This window comes from Rhizobium sp. AN80A, from assembly GCF_030053015.1.
GTDB classification, from domain to species: Bacteria; Pseudomonadota; Alphaproteobacteria; order Rhizobiales; family Rhizobiaceae; genus Rhizobium; species Rhizobium metallidurans.
The window spans coordinates 829,624-843,068 of sequence record NZ_JASJPX010000001.1 but is presented as its reverse complement, the minus strand read 5'-3'; the positions used below and the strand labels follow the sequence as shown (position 1 = coordinate 843,068).

At 62.0% G+C, this 13,445-nt stretch carries 11 protein-coding genes; 7 read left to right on the top strand and 4 right to left on the bottom strand.

The genetic code is table 11. From position 1 onward, the window contains the following. The first annotated feature begins 5 nt into the window (after positions 1 to 5). The 7 genes from P3R82_RS03950 to P3R82_RS03920 all read left to right on the top strand — a co-directional run bounded on the left by P3R82_RS03950 (position 6) and on the right by P3R82_RS03920 (position 8,114). Positions 6 to 1,199, top strand: a complete 1,194-nt coding sequence (locus tag P3R82_RS03950; RefSeq protein ID WP_283193081.1) for an MFS transporter — start codon at positions 6 to 8, stop codon at positions 1,197 to 1,199. 171 nt (positions 1,200 to 1,370) lie between these two features. After that, complete coding sequence (locus P3R82_RS03945; protein WP_283193080.1) at positions 1,371 to 2,444, top strand: ABC transporter ATP-binding protein; 1,074 nt, start codon at positions 1,371 to 1,373, stop codon at positions 2,442 to 2,444. A gap of 28 nt (positions 2,445 to 2,472) precedes the next feature. Next, entirely contained in the window at positions 2,473 to 3,435 is a 963-nt protein-coding gene (locus P3R82_RS03940) for an ABC transporter substrate-binding protein (RefSeq protein WP_283193079.1), read from the top strand. A gap of 11 nt (positions 3,436 to 3,446) precedes the next feature. Further along, complete coding sequence (locus P3R82_RS03935) at positions 3,447 to 5,126, top strand: iron ABC transporter permease (RefSeq protein ID WP_283193078.1); 1,680 nt, start codon at positions 3,447 to 3,449, stop codon at positions 5,124 to 5,126. Between the two features lie 222 nt (positions 5,127 to 5,348). Beyond that, positions 5,349 to 6,299: a 3'-5' exonuclease gene (locus P3R82_RS03930; protein ID WP_283193506.1), complete on the top strand. Its 951-nt coding sequence runs from the start codon at positions 5,349 to 5,351 to the stop codon at positions 6,297 to 6,299. A gap of 166 nt (positions 6,300 to 6,465) precedes the next feature. Beyond that, positions 6,466 to 6,612: a DUF1127 domain-containing protein gene (locus P3R82_RS03925; RefSeq protein ID WP_283193077.1), complete on the top strand. Its 147-nt coding sequence runs from the start codon at positions 6,466 to 6,468 to the stop codon at positions 6,610 to 6,612. A gap of 479 nt (positions 6,613 to 7,091) precedes the next feature. Continuing rightward, entirely contained in the window at positions 7,092 to 8,114 is a 1,023-nt protein-coding gene (locus tag P3R82_RS03920) for an LLM class flavin-dependent oxidoreductase (RefSeq protein ID WP_183898388.1), read from the top strand. An 86-nt stretch (positions 8,115 to 8,200) separates the two neighbouring features. On the opposite strand, the gene P3R82_RS03915 is transcribed toward P3R82_RS03920, so the two are convergent. From P3R82_RS03915 to P3R82_RS03900, 4 genes are all read right to left on the bottom strand, one after another. Beyond that, entirely contained in the window at positions 8,201 to 10,363 is a 2,163-nt protein-coding gene (locus P3R82_RS03915) for a glycosyltransferase (RefSeq protein ID WP_283193076.1), read from the bottom strand. Further along, on the bottom strand, positions 10,345 to 10,803 hold the full coding sequence (locus P3R82_RS03910) for a hypothetical protein (RefSeq protein ID WP_283193075.1): 459 nt from the start codon (positions 10,801 to 10,803) through the stop codon (positions 10,345 to 10,347). Before P3R82_RS03910 ends, P3R82_RS03915 begins: the two co-directional genes overlap by 19 nt. Continuing rightward, a complete protein-coding gene (locus P3R82_RS03905; protein WP_283193074.1) occupies positions 10,770 to 11,648 on the bottom strand; it encodes a hypothetical protein in 879 nt (292 codons plus the stop codon). Before P3R82_RS03905 ends, P3R82_RS03910 begins: the two co-directional genes overlap by 34 nt. Positions 11,649 to 11,712: 64 nt before the next feature. Beyond that, positions 11,713 to 13,014, bottom strand: a complete 1,302-nt coding sequence (locus tag P3R82_RS03900; protein ID WP_283193073.1) for an HlyD family efflux transporter periplasmic adaptor subunit — start codon at positions 13,012 to 13,014, stop codon at positions 11,713 to 11,715. Positions 13,015 to 13,445: the final 431 nt, after the last annotated feature.

Below are 13,445 nucleotides of genomic sequence, written 5' to 3'. Positions count from 1 at the left end.
TCACAATGCCCCTTGCCCTTTTTGCCTTGACGGTCGCGGCCTACGCGATCGGCACGACGGAGTTCGTCATCGTCGGGCTCCTGCCCACTGTCGCCAATGATCTGCAGATCGATCTGCCGCTTGCCGGCCTGATCGTCAGCGTGTACGCGCTCGGCGTCACCTTCGGTGCGCCGATCCTCACCGCGCTGACCGGTCGCCTTGATCGCAAGCTGCTGCTTCTCGGCCTGATGGCCCTTTTTATCCTCGGCAACACGATGGCAGCGCTCAGCCCTGGCTACGCACCTCTGCTCGTCGCCCGTGTTCTCTCCGCCTTCGCGCACGGCGTCTTTTTCTCGGTCGGCTCCACCATCGCCGCGGATCTCGTTCCCGAAGACAAGCGCGCCTCCGCCATTGCCATGATGTTCATGGGATTGACGGTGGCGATCGTAACCGGCGTTCCGCTTGGTACGCTCATCGGCCAGACCTTCGGCTGGCGCGCGACGTTCGCGGCCGTCGCCGGCCTCGGTGTCATCGCCTTCGCGGGTCTCTGGATCCTTCTGCCGACAAACCTCAAGAAGGCGCCTGCGGCGACGATCACCGAGCAGGTCAAGGTTCTCGGCAGCGGTCGTCTGCTTGTTGTCTTCGCCATGACCGCTCTCGGTTACGGCGGCACCTTCGTCACCTTCACCTTCCTGGCCTCGATCCTTGAGCAGGTAACCGGTTTCCAGGCATCGAGCGTCAGCTTGATCCTGGTGCTCTACGGCATCGCGATCGCCATCGGCAACATCATAGGTGGACGCCTGGCGAACCGCGATCCGATCAAGGCTCTTGCCTGGCTGTTCACGGCGCAGGCCATCGTTCTCGCCATCTTCAGCTTCACCGCCGTTTCGCCATGGCTGGCGATCCCGACACTTGCGGCCCTCGGCTTCCTGTCCTTCGCCAATGTGCCGGGCCTGCAGATCTATGTCGTGCAGCTCGCCGGCGTGGTTCGCCCTGCAGCGGTCGACGTCGCCTCGGCCTTGAATATCGCCGCCTTCAATCTCGGCATCGCCGCCGGCGCCTGGGTCGGCGGCCTCGTGGTCGCCTCGTCGCTCGGCCTGGGGGCCACGCCATGGGTCGGCGCCATCTTCGTCGTCGGAGCCCTCGTTCTCACGCTCTGGAGCGGCGCGCTGGACCGACGGACGCTTCCATCGAGCAAGACCGCTGCCTCCGCGGCCTGAGGCCATCAGCCTGTTGAAACAAGGAGCGGGGGGATCTTTGCCCTCCGCTCCGCATCTCGCCGGATCGGCGCTCCGAAACGCCATGGCAGCATACATCCCACGTTCACGATTGTGTCACGAAAGTGTCATTCGGCCTGACTATAAGCGGCTAAATTTTCTCCGTTGATTGTCATGACATCCACTTTTTCTGCACAACCAGCCGCCGTGTCGGTGTCGGGTCTCAGCCTGCATTTTGGCCAGAACGCGGTCCTCAAGAACGTCGATCTCGCGCTCGAAAAGGGCAAGGTTCTGGCGTTGCTCGGCCCGTCGGGCTGCGGCAAGACCACCCTTCTTCGACTGGTGGCCGGCCTGCTGGCGCCGACCAAAGGCAACGTAAGGATTAACGGAAGCTTGGTGGCCGATGCCGCGGGTGGCCTGTTCGTGCCGCCGGAAAAGCGCGGCCTCGGCATGGTGTTTCAGGATTATGCGCTCTGGCCGCACTTAAGCGTCGCGGACAACATCGCTTTCCCGCTGGAGATGCGCGGTGTCAGCCGAAAGGACTGCGAGCGGCGTGTCGCGACGGCCCTCGAGCGGGTTGGCCTCGGCGGCTTCGGCGCCCGGCGGATCAGCGATATGTCCGGCGGGCAGCAGCAGCGCGTTGCGATTGCCCGCGCGATCGTCGCCGAGCCCGCCATCGTCCTTTTCGACGAGCCCATGTCGAACCTCGACCGCGAGCTTCGCGAGACCATGGTGCGTGAGATCGGCGCGCTGATGTCGGATCTCGGTCTCACCGCCATCTATGTCACCCATGATCAGAGCGAGGCGTTTTCGCTGGCCGATCAGGTCGCCGTGATGCGTGGCGGTGTCATAGAACAGATGGCGGCACCCGAGACGCTGGTGAGCGCGCCGGCAACGCCCGAGGTCGCGGAATTTCTGCGCCTCGGCTGCGTCGTTCCGGTCACTCGCGGGGATAACGGTCTTCGTCTCAAGCAAACCGGCATCGTGCTGAAGGACGATACGGCCCCCGCTGGCGCGACGCATGTGCTGCTGCCGTCTCAGGCCGTACGCCTGACATCGGGGGAGGGGTTTTCCGCCGAGGTCGTCCACTCGCAGTTTCGTGGCGACGGCTATTTGACCACGGTCGCGCTTGGTGCGCGCCCCGATGCAAGCGAACTCACATTCCTGGCGCGTCAGCGCGTTGTCGCGGGCGAGGTGGTGAGCCTCGTCATCGATAGCGGGGACATGCGCTGGTTCACGCGTAAATAAAACATATCAACCACTTATGGAGGCACATATGAGCAGATCATTCTTCGGTGCGGGCCTTGCCCTCATCGCCGGCGTACTTACTGCAGGCGTCGCGCATGCGGACATCACCGTCTACTCCGCCGGCCCGGGCAGCCTGATCGAGAAGCTCGCCGCGGGCTTCACGAAGCAGACCGGCAGCAAGGTCGAGGTATTCCAGGCAACGACCGGCAAGATCATGGCGCGCATCGAAGCCGAAGCCGCCAATCCTGTCGTCGACGTCCTCATCTCGGCATCCTGGGATACGGCGACGGACTTCACCAAGCGTGGTTGGCTCGTTTCCTACACCAGCCCGAACGCCGCCAAGGTTCCTGATTTCCTCAAGTCCGAGACGGCCGTCGCACAGGGCGTGTCCGCGCTCGGCATCGCCTGGAACCCTGCAAGCAACACGCCGAAGCCGACCGAATGGGCCGACCTCGCCAAGCCTGAGTACAAGGATATGGTCAACCTGCCCGATCCTGCGCAGTCGGGTGCAAGCTTCGAACTGGTGGCTGCCCTCTCCGGTAGCCAGGGCTGGGACCTCTTCTCCAAGCTCGATGCCAACGGCGCGGTTGTCGCCGGCGCCAATGCCGAAGCGCTGAACCCGGTTCTGCAGGGTGCGAAGGCCGCCGTATTCGGCGCGGTCGACTACATCTCGCTCGCCGGCAAGGCAAAGGGCGAGTCGATCGACGTCATCTTCCCGGCTTCCGGCACCGTCGTCGCCCCGCGTCCGGCGATGATCCTCAACTGGTCGAAGCATCAGGATGAAGCCAAGCAGTTCATCGACTATATGCTGTCCGACGAAGGCCAGAAGCTGGTCGCCGCCACCTACCTGATGCCGGCCCGCAGCGACATCCCCGCCAACCGTCCGCTGGTTGCCGATCTCAAGGTTCTGAAGATCGATGCCGCTGCCGTCTATGGCAAGCGCGACGAGACGCTGAAGGAATTCGGCAAGATCTTCGCTGCCGGCAACTGAGACTGAAGAGTATGAAAGCGAACGGCGCAGCCGGCACCGGGCCGATAGCATGGGTGGCGACATCGGGTTTGATTGTCGTCGTGGCCGTGCCGTTCGTCTTCATTGTCCTACAGGCGATTTTCCCTGATCTGGGGCGGAGTTCTCTTGCCGCCCCTTTTCTGCATCTTCCGCAGATGCTGTCCGATCCCAAGCTCTTGCGGATGAGCGGCAACTCCGTCGTTCTCGGCATCTGCGTGATGTTGGCGGCAGCCCTGCTGGCGGTGCCGCTTGCCGTCTTCCGCGCCCTGTTCAAGGTGCCCTTCGCGATCTTCTGGGACGTGGCGCTGCTCGTTCCCTTCATGATCCCGCCTTATATCGCGACCCTCGGCTGGATCATGACGCTGCAGCCGCGCGGCTATCTGCAGCAGCTGACCGGCGTCCACCTCGCCCCCTTCCTGTTCTCACTGGCGGGTATGACGACGGTAATGGCGCTCAACACCTTTCCGCTTGTCTACTTCGCGGTTTCGCGCACGATCGAAGCGGTCGGTGCGCGCTATGCCGACGTGGGCCGCGTGTTCGGCGCTTCGTCCTGGCGTGCCTTCTGGCGCATAACGTTGCCGCTTTCGACGCCGGGGCTGGCCGCCAGCCTTCTCCTCGTCTTCGCCGCGGCGATCGAGGAGTACGGTACGCCGGCGGCGCTCGGTCGTCGCTCGGGTTTCGACGTGCTGGTGACCGAGATCGACCTGCGCATTTCCGACTGGCCCATCGACCTTGCCGGCGCCGCCGTCTTCTCGCTGGTGCTGGTCATTCTGTCGCTTGCTGCCTTCATGACGCAGCGTTGGATACTTTCCCGCCGCTCCTACGTGACCACGGGAGGCAAGCCGCAGGCCAAGGACAAGCGCCCGCTTGGCGTGATGACCATTCCGGTTCTGCTGCTCTTTGGGCTGGTGACGACGCTTGCCACCGTGATCCCGCTTCTGGCGATCCTGGCGACCGCGTTATCGAATACGATCTCCGGCGGCCTGGCTATCGGCAATCTCGGCTTCTCCAATTTCGCAGCGATCGCCGATAACAGCGCGGGGGCGTTGCGGGCGCTCGGAAACAGCTTCGCGCTCGGGTTGGGCACCGCCTTGCTGACCGGCATCCTCGGCGCCGTCTCGGCCTATGCGGTGGCAAAGACAAAGTTCCGCGGCCGCATGGTGCTCGATCTTCTGACGGCATTGCCGAATGCCCTTCCGGGTGTGGTCGTCGCCGTCGGGCTTATTCTGGCGTGGAACCAGCCGGTGCTGCCGATCACGCCCTACAACACCCCGCTTATCCTGCTCCTGGCCTATTGCTGCATCCTCCTGCCGCAAACGATGCGCTACACCACGGCCGCGCTGCACCAGATCGGCGACAATCTCGAAGCCGCCGCGCGCGTCTGCGGCGCCAGCGCCTTCACTGCATTTCGTCGCATCCTGCTGCCGCTGATCGCGCCGAGCCTGGTCACGGCGATGCTGCTTGTCTTCGCGGTCGCCACCCGTGAACTGGTCGCGTCAATCCTGGTCGCGCCTGTCGGCATGCAGACGATTTCGGTCTTTATCTGGCGGCAGTTCGAGCAGGGGTCGATCGGTCTCGGCATGGCGATGGCCTTCGTCACGGTGGTGCTGACGACGCTGATCCCCTTGGTGCTGCTCTCGCTCCTGCGGCGAAGCGGGCTCGTCGCGGAGTAGTTTTACGCTTCCGTGCCGGTGCTGACGTGCCGCCCGATCCCTTGGTTTTGTCCACAGCGTTTATGACCTCTGTGAGCGTTGGTGGTCTCCGCTTGCTGTTTATCCTTGCCGATCAGCTCGATTTCCCCATTGTTTTTACGGGTATATCCACTCGATTCGTTCGCTACGGCCGCGAAACGGGGACGACGGCAGAGATCAGGGATAATGGCAGAACAGTTCGACATGTTCTCGGGCGGCGCGAGCCAGTCCTCCGGACAAACCGCGCGCAAGGTGCCGCTGAAGAGGCAGCCTCCAGTCGAGGTCAGCGAGCAGGGCATGGTCGATTGCCTGCTTGAAACAGGTCGCTACCGGATCTTGAAGAAGCTTGAGCCACGCGCGGTCGCGACGACGAAGCGCGCCGGCTTTCCGCTCCGTGGCGTCATCCTCGATACCGAAACAACGGGTCTCAGCCACCGCAAGGACGAGATCATCGAGATCGGCGTCATCGCCTTCAGCTTCGACCACGACGGCAATATCGGTGACGTCACCGGCGTCTACGGTGGTATGCAGCAGCCGACGGTGACAATACCTTCAGAGATCACCAAGCTGACGGGCATCACCGATGCGATGGTTGCGGGCCAGGAGATCGATCTGACGGCGTTGAAAGCCCTGATCGAGCCCGCCGACCTCATCATCGCCCACAATGCCGGTTTCGACCGGCCGTTCTGTGAGGCTTTCTCGCAGATTTTTGCAGGCAAGGCATGGGCCTGCTCAAACGCGGAGATCGACTGGTCTGCCCGTGGCTTCGAAGGGACGAAGCTTGGCTACCTTGTCGGCCAGGCGGGCTATTTCCACGATGGCCATCGCGCGGTCGATGATTGCTTCGCATTGCTCGAGGTGCTCGGCCAAAGTGCGGGTGCCGGCACCGCGTTTTCGGAACTCTATGCGGCCAGCCAGCACGCGCGCATCCGCATTTATGCCGAAAACAGCCCCTTCGACATGAAGGATCACCTGAAGGCACGCGGCTATCGCTGGTCAGACGGCAGCGACGGCCGTCCAAAGTCGTGGTGGGTCGAAGTGGACGAGGGCGCGCTCGAGGATGAGCTCACCTTTCTCCGGTCGGATATCTACCGCTGGCCGGATGCCGACCCTCCAATCCGGCGCCTGACGGCCTTCGATCGCTTCCGGGCTTAACTCCGATATTTTCCTCGGCAGGTGGACCTCTGCATTTCACGCATGGGTGGCGTGACGCATTGTCGCTGTTTTGCTTGGACAGGAGCTCCTATATTAGCGACATCAAACGACGCTGGAGCCAATCACGGTTGCTGACGTCAAACGAACCTCAGGAAAGGGGATCACCATGAACGTAGCACGCAGCCTGAACAACTGGCGCAAGTACCGTCAGACCGTTACCGAACTCGGCCGGATGAGCAACCGCGAACTGAATGACCTCGGCATCGCCCGCGGCGACATTCGCGCCGTAGCCCGCGCTTCCGTGGCGCTGTAAGTCTTTCGCAAATCCATTTGCCTTGAGAAACGCCCGCTCGATCGCAGCGGGCGTTTCTGCGTTTCGGTCAGCAAAATACGTCATACATGCGTCGGGTTTTTATTCCATGCGCCTGATGCATGGCTGCACTGCACAATAACGCCTACAAAATGAACAGAAACCGGATATAGTCATTTTCAACGAAGCGATGCACCTCCTCCCGCAGAGCTTCGTGGTTCAGGCGCCCCACTCCTCCTCCCAGGGTCGCCTGAGGAACAACAGCACTCCTCCTCCCAGCTGTTGTTCGGTTCTTTTCGAAAGCCTGCCGCACCTCCTCCCGCGGCAGGCTTTTTCGATTCTGGACCATGCTTGTCGACGTGAGGCTGACGCTCGACGCGATGAAGCGTTGACACTGTGGTCACACACGCGAACCTGTATCCGCCGCCGGAACTGTGCGATGAAGCTACCATTCGTCAATCACGCTGCCACGGTGCTAAATCATGAAGAAAATCGGCTTCCTCTCGTTCGGACATTGGACACCGTCGCCGCAATCCGGAACGCGCTCAGCTGGCGATGCGCTGCTGCAATCCATCGATCTCGCGGTCGCTGTCGAGGAGCTTGGGGCTGATGGCGCCTATTTCCGCGCTCACCACTTTGCTCGCCAGCTCGCTTCGCCGTTCCCCTTGCTTGCCGCGATCGGCGCCAAGACCAGCCGTATCGAGATCGGCACGGGCGTCATCGACATGCGCTACGAGAACCCGCTTTACATGGCCGAGGACGCTGGCGCCGCCGACCTGATTTCAGGCGGGCGTTTGCAGCTTGGCATCAGTCGCGGCTCGCCGGAGCAGGTGATCGATGGCTGGCGTTATTTCGGATATCAGCCGCCCGAGGGTGGTTCCGATGCCGATATCGGCCGCCGTCATGCCGAAGTCCTGCTCGACGTTCTGCGCGGCGAAGGTTTCGCCCAGCCGAACCCGCGCCCGATGTTCCCCAATCCTCCCGGTCTGTTGCGTCTCGAGCCGCACTCCGAGGGTCTGCGTGAGCGTATCTGGTGGGGCTCCGGGTCGAACGCGACGGCGGTCTGGGCGGCGAAGCTCGGCATGAACCTGCAGAGCTCGACGCTGAAGGACGACGAGACCGGCGAACCTTTCCATGTGCAGCAGGCCGCGCAGATCCGCGCTTACCGCGAAGCCTGGAAGGAAGCGGGTCACGCGCGCACGCCGCGCGTCTCCGTCAGCCGCAGCATTTTCGCGCTGGTGGACGACCGCGACCGGGCCTATTTCGGCGGCAGCGGTCAGGGCGACGACAAGATCGGCTTTATCGACGAGAAGACGCGGGCGATATTTGGCCGCAGCTATGCCGCCGAGCCCGATGCCCTCGTGAAGCAGCTGGCCAAGGACGAAGCGATCGCCGAGGCCGACACCTTGCTGCTGACCGTGCCCAATCAGCTGGGCGTCGATTACAACGCGCATGTGGTCGAGCAGATCCTGACCCACGTCGCTCCCGCCCTGGGTTGGCGCTGAATCGCTTTGCCCCAACGGCTACCCGCCAACAGAGATGCCGGGCCTCGATGAGGTCCGGCATTTTCCTTCCGGATGCACAGGCCGGATCACTCGGCCGCAGCCGGCGGCACCGCCCCGCCGCCGAGTTGCAGCAGCGGAACCTTCGGTGAGAAGAAGCGCGGCTTGTGGAACTTGCGCGGCGCTTCGCGCCCGTTCAGCGTATAGGGCTCGATGTCGCCGATCAGAACCGCCGGCCGCGCGAACATGCGCTGCATCAGTCCCTGGACGGCGAGAATGGGGAAGGCCCGCGCCGGCATCACCTCGGGCATTTCGCTGAACATGCGCTGCACCATCTTGCGCCTGATATCCTCGGCGCCCTTCCTGATCTCGTAGTCGTCGCGCCTGTCGCGAACGGCGACGATGGCAAGCGACAGGCCGGCATTCGCGCGGTCCATGCTCGTGATCTGCCCGGCGACGTCGAAGTTGTCGAAGGGCGCGAAGATCAGGATGTCGCCGAGGCGCATCTGGCTGAGCGCGCTATCCTCGTTCATCGTGATCCTGGCGGTATCGACAGAGATCGTATCGATCATGCAACGTGACGCCTTTCCGCCGCTGGCGATCTGGCCTTCGCGTGCAAGCGAAAGCTCAAGCTTCTCCAGTGGCGCGCGGGGGAGTTCGATGCAGACGAGCATCGAGACGAAGGCGTAGACCATGACGACCATGCCCCAGGCGATGCTGAAGCCGTCGAGATCGTTGTAAGTGCTGAGCAACGGCCCGTTGAGCATGCCGATGAAGGTCAGCACGATGATGGCGAAGAACGTCGCGGCGATCGGGTACAGTATTTCCACGCGTCCACGATCCTCGCCCTTGGCCGTAACCTTGAAGGGGCGGCCGAACGGATGGAACAGGGCGTGGATAAGGGCGATGGTGATCGGGATCGCCGACACCATCTGCGACACCTCGGTAAACAGCGGCAGGCTGCGCCGTCCTGAAACCCAGGAATGGAACGTCCACATGGCCGCGACCATCGGCAGTGCATAGAGGAAGAACGCCTCCGGCTCCATCAGGATGGCGGGAAGGCCGAGGAAATAGAAGAGCAGCGGCGCCGCCATCAGGAGCAGGATGAAGGGACGGCAGAACCAGAAGAGCAGGCCGTGAAAATAGTGCAGCCGTTGCATCAAGGTGTAGCCGCGGCCAAGGAAGGGCCCATCCTTGAGCAGTGCCACCTGTATCGTGCCCAGGCACCAGCGGCAGCGCTGGGTGATATAGCCAGAGAGGCTTTCCGCCGAGAGGCCGACGCTCAGGCGTTCGTTGAGCCAACGCGTCTTCAGGCCCTTCTGCATCAGACGGTAGGTGAGGTGAATGTCTTCCGTCACCGTTTCCTGCGGCATGCCGCCGATCAGTTCCAGGGCATCGCGGCGCACGATACATGACGTGCCGACGCAGAAGGCGGCGCCCCAGCCGTCCTTGGAGGGTTGCATGACGTCGAAGAAGATGCGCTGATCGTCGACCCATGCCTTCGAGGCCAGCAGGTTATGCTGGACGGGATCGGCATTGTAGTAGAACTGCGGCGTCTGGATCAGGCCGATTTCAGTATCGATGAACTGGCCTACCGTCCGTTTCAGGATGCCGCGTTGCGGCGCGAAATCGGCGTCGAGAATGAGGATGAAGGGCGCGTTGGTCTCTTCGGCGGAACGCCTGACCGCGTTGTTGATGTTGCCGCCCTTGGCGCCGACATTGTCGCCACGCCTCAGATAGCGCACGCCGATCTCGTTGCAGTAGTCTTCCAGCCAGTCGCGGCGTCCGTCATCCAGGATCCAAACCGTGAAATTGCTGTAGTCGATCGCCTTGGCGGCGAGGATCGTGCGCTCCAGAATGGAGAGCTCTTCGTTGTAGGTGCAGATGAAGACATCGACGGCCGGGTGCCGCGAATGCTGCGCGATGAGCGCTTCGCTGGCGTCGGCGGCGTCGCTGTGGTCGGTCCGTCTGAAAAAGAAGACGATCGACAGCACCGTGTAGAAGATGACGACCACCTCGAAGCCGAGATAGAAGCGCGGCCAGATCGCGTAGGGGCTCCACTCGAAATCCGGCAGGGTCTTGGTGATGCGGAAATACAGGTAGTTCAGGAGCATCACGATCAGGATCGTGCCGAAAATGACCCGATCCTTGCCGCGACTGGCATCCAGCAGCCAGGCGCAGCCCACGATCAGGGCGATCGCCAGCAGTGAGAAGAGAATCGAGTCCGACAAGGTTACGACTTCGGGGGACATGGACTATCCTTGCTGCTGGTCGTCGCCTGGCCGTTGCGGCCGACGAAGGGGTTGATGCCGAGAGCGGCGAGAACGGCCCAACCGGTCGCACCCACATGCGGCAGTCGGTAGTATTTGAAGTCGCCGGGCGCGGAGTTCGGCCCGACCTGCAGGCCTGTTGTCAGCTGTTCGTTCGCCGTGGCGTAGACGAGGCCGTTGGGCGCGCGCTGCTTGGCGATCGTGGCGAAAAGCGGTTCGGCCCTTTCGGGCCGCCCGATCTCGCGAAACACCAGGGCCGCCTGCGCCGTGCCTTCGAGCCAGATGCCGTCGCGGTCGCTGTTGAAATCGTAGCCGCCGTCCACTCCGTGGTTGAGATCGGTCCATTCCATGACGCGGTCGGCCTTGGATTTGAACTCGGGAACCGCGATCAATGGCCAGAGTTCGGCATCGAGGCCCGACATGGCCACATTGGGTGCGTTGCTGTCGGGCGCGCTGCCGATGTAGAAGCGGCCCTCGGCCTCGTTCCACATGGCCTTAAGAAACTGCAGGGCGCTGTCGCCCTGATATGCCCAGTCGCCCCCGGATCCAGCCGGGCAAGCCAGCTGTCGGCGGCGTAGATATCGAGGTTATGCTCCGTCGATTTCCAGGTCATCCGCTCCGGCGTCGGTTCGTGACCGAAGAAGCCGCCGAGATAGCCGACATTCTTCGGGTCGGCGGTGTTGCGATGGATCCAAGTCATGATCTTGCGGGCGGCGTCGAGATAAGCCTGCTGGTTGGTCTCTTCGTAGGCCATCAGCATGGCGAGCGCGCCCCAGGCGGTGCTGCCGGTGGCCGTGCCGACCTGGTAGCCGTCCTCGACCCAGGAATTGCTGGCCGTGCTCCAATAGCCCGGAAGCAGCATGCCGTCCTTGCCCGGAATGACGGGGCCCGACCGGTAGCCGTTTCGCAGCCGCCCGTCGTTGTAGCGGCGGTCGGTCTCGAGCGCGACCACCAGCGCATCGGCAACCCGGCGGGCCTCGGCTTTGCGCTGACAGCCGTAGAGCGCCATCATCACAAGCGCGTTGTCGTAGGTGAAGCCCGTGTTCTCCAGCGACGGGTGCAGAGCCGAGCCGCCATTGGCCGGCTCGTAACTGCGGAACACGAAGGGCTGCTCCGGCTCCCCTGTCATCCTCGCCGCCAGCGCGTCGCACATCGAGCAGGCGAGCTGCTTGGTCTCGGTATCATCGGCCTTGGCAGCGCCGATTGCGATTGAAAGCAGCAGCGCGGCCAGCAGCGATGCGACCAACCCGCGCCAAACCTCATGCATTGACGAGTTCATGCCCTTCATTTTCGCCCCTCGCGATACGCAGGTAAACGTTCAGCTTGGCCCTTCAGGGTGTCGCGGTCTGGTCGGCCGGCAATCGCGGGCCGGTGGTCTTGTCCAGCGATGCGGATGCGGAGAGAATGCTGACCGGTGACGTCAGCCCGGCAACGACGGCCTTCGAGTACCGCGCGAGACGCGAGGTGATCGTCTCGCCGAGCGAGACAATGACCTCTTCGCCGACGTTGCAGCCGAAGAATTTGTCGTTGTTTTGCTTGGCCACGCTGCCGTCCTGCGCGGTCTGTTCATCGATCTTGACGAGAACATAGACCTCATGGCCCTCGGCCTCGGGAAATTTCGCGAAATAGCGGTTCTCTGGCCCGGAATTGAAGTATCGGACGATTTTGTAGATACGCCCGCTGCGCTTCACGCCAAGGCTGCGGAAGTTGACCATGGCGGGCGTGCCGATCTCGAGCGCGGTCACGTCGCGGCTTCGGTAAACGGCCGCGGCGAAAGCTTCGGTGCAGTCGAGAGACTTGGCAACGGGCTGGCCCTGCATGACGAAATCGCCGAAGGATGCGTCGACGCTGACGATCTGGCCGTAGCGTTCGGCGGTGACTTCGGCCGCGCCGGTCTTGCCCAGGCGTCCTTCCTCACGCGCGATCAGGTTTTCGACCTGTTGCTTGCGCTCCGTCATCTGGTTGATTTCGATATTGTCCTCGGCGATGTCGCCCGCGAGCTTCGTCCGCTGCATCTCGAGTGTCAGCAGATTGGCGGCGACGGTGCCTCCGGTATAGATGTCGCGGCCGACGAGCGACTGTACGATTTCGTTTCGACGCAGTTCGCCCTTGGCGGAATCGAGTTCGGCCTGGGCGGCGTTGCGCTTCTGACGCTGCGGCTCGAGGCTCGTGTCCGATATCAGGCCCTTTTTGAGCAGTGTCTGCTGCCGCAACAACAGCGCGTCCTGCTCGTTGAGGCGGGCCTGATAGGTCTGCACATTGAATTGGGAATTGACGATCACCGCCGACAACTCGCTCAAGACGCCGGCCTTGACGCTGTCGATTTGCGTCTTGACCTTGTTGAGCTGCTCGGTGCGCTCGGCCGCCACGCTGGTCGTGTTGTTGAGCTTTTCGGTCAGATCCAGCTTCTCGAGCCGCAACCCGGTCAGCGATGTCTGGTCCTGGTTGGGATTGGATACCGTCGCCATGACATCGCCAAGATTGACGACCTGTCCGACCTGCAGCGAAATCTTGTCGACCCGGCCATAGATGGGCGAGGCGATCAGCTGCACCGGTGCGTTGATCACCGCCCGTGTCGAGACGATGAAGAACTGGTTGGGGATCATCGCCATCGCGATGATGAAGATCAGCATAAATGCGAACGCATAACCTAGGATACGCGATACAGACAGTATCTTACGGTCCCTCGGATCGATACTCGTGGTTGCGGCCTTCATTTTCTTCAATCCTGACATCATCATGCTGCAGGTAACTTGAAGGGCGTTTCCGGGGTGGTGTTTTTTATTTTGAATGTCTTTTATAGCAGTAAAAATATTCAGGCAAATAAAATGTGTGCATTCAAAATGATGTATTGACTGAAAATTTCTATTTAATTCGGTTGCTGTTGCAATAATGACAGCAATAGTTGATGAAACTATTCATCCTTGTTCGTTTGGTGCTCTTTATTTGTGACGGTTTTATATCGTTTCTTTTACGACTCAATCAACGGTAGAATTTTCGCCACTGCTCCTTACCATGATATCCAGAACGGCGGTAGGCCGCCTCGATGTCGGCGTCATCGACG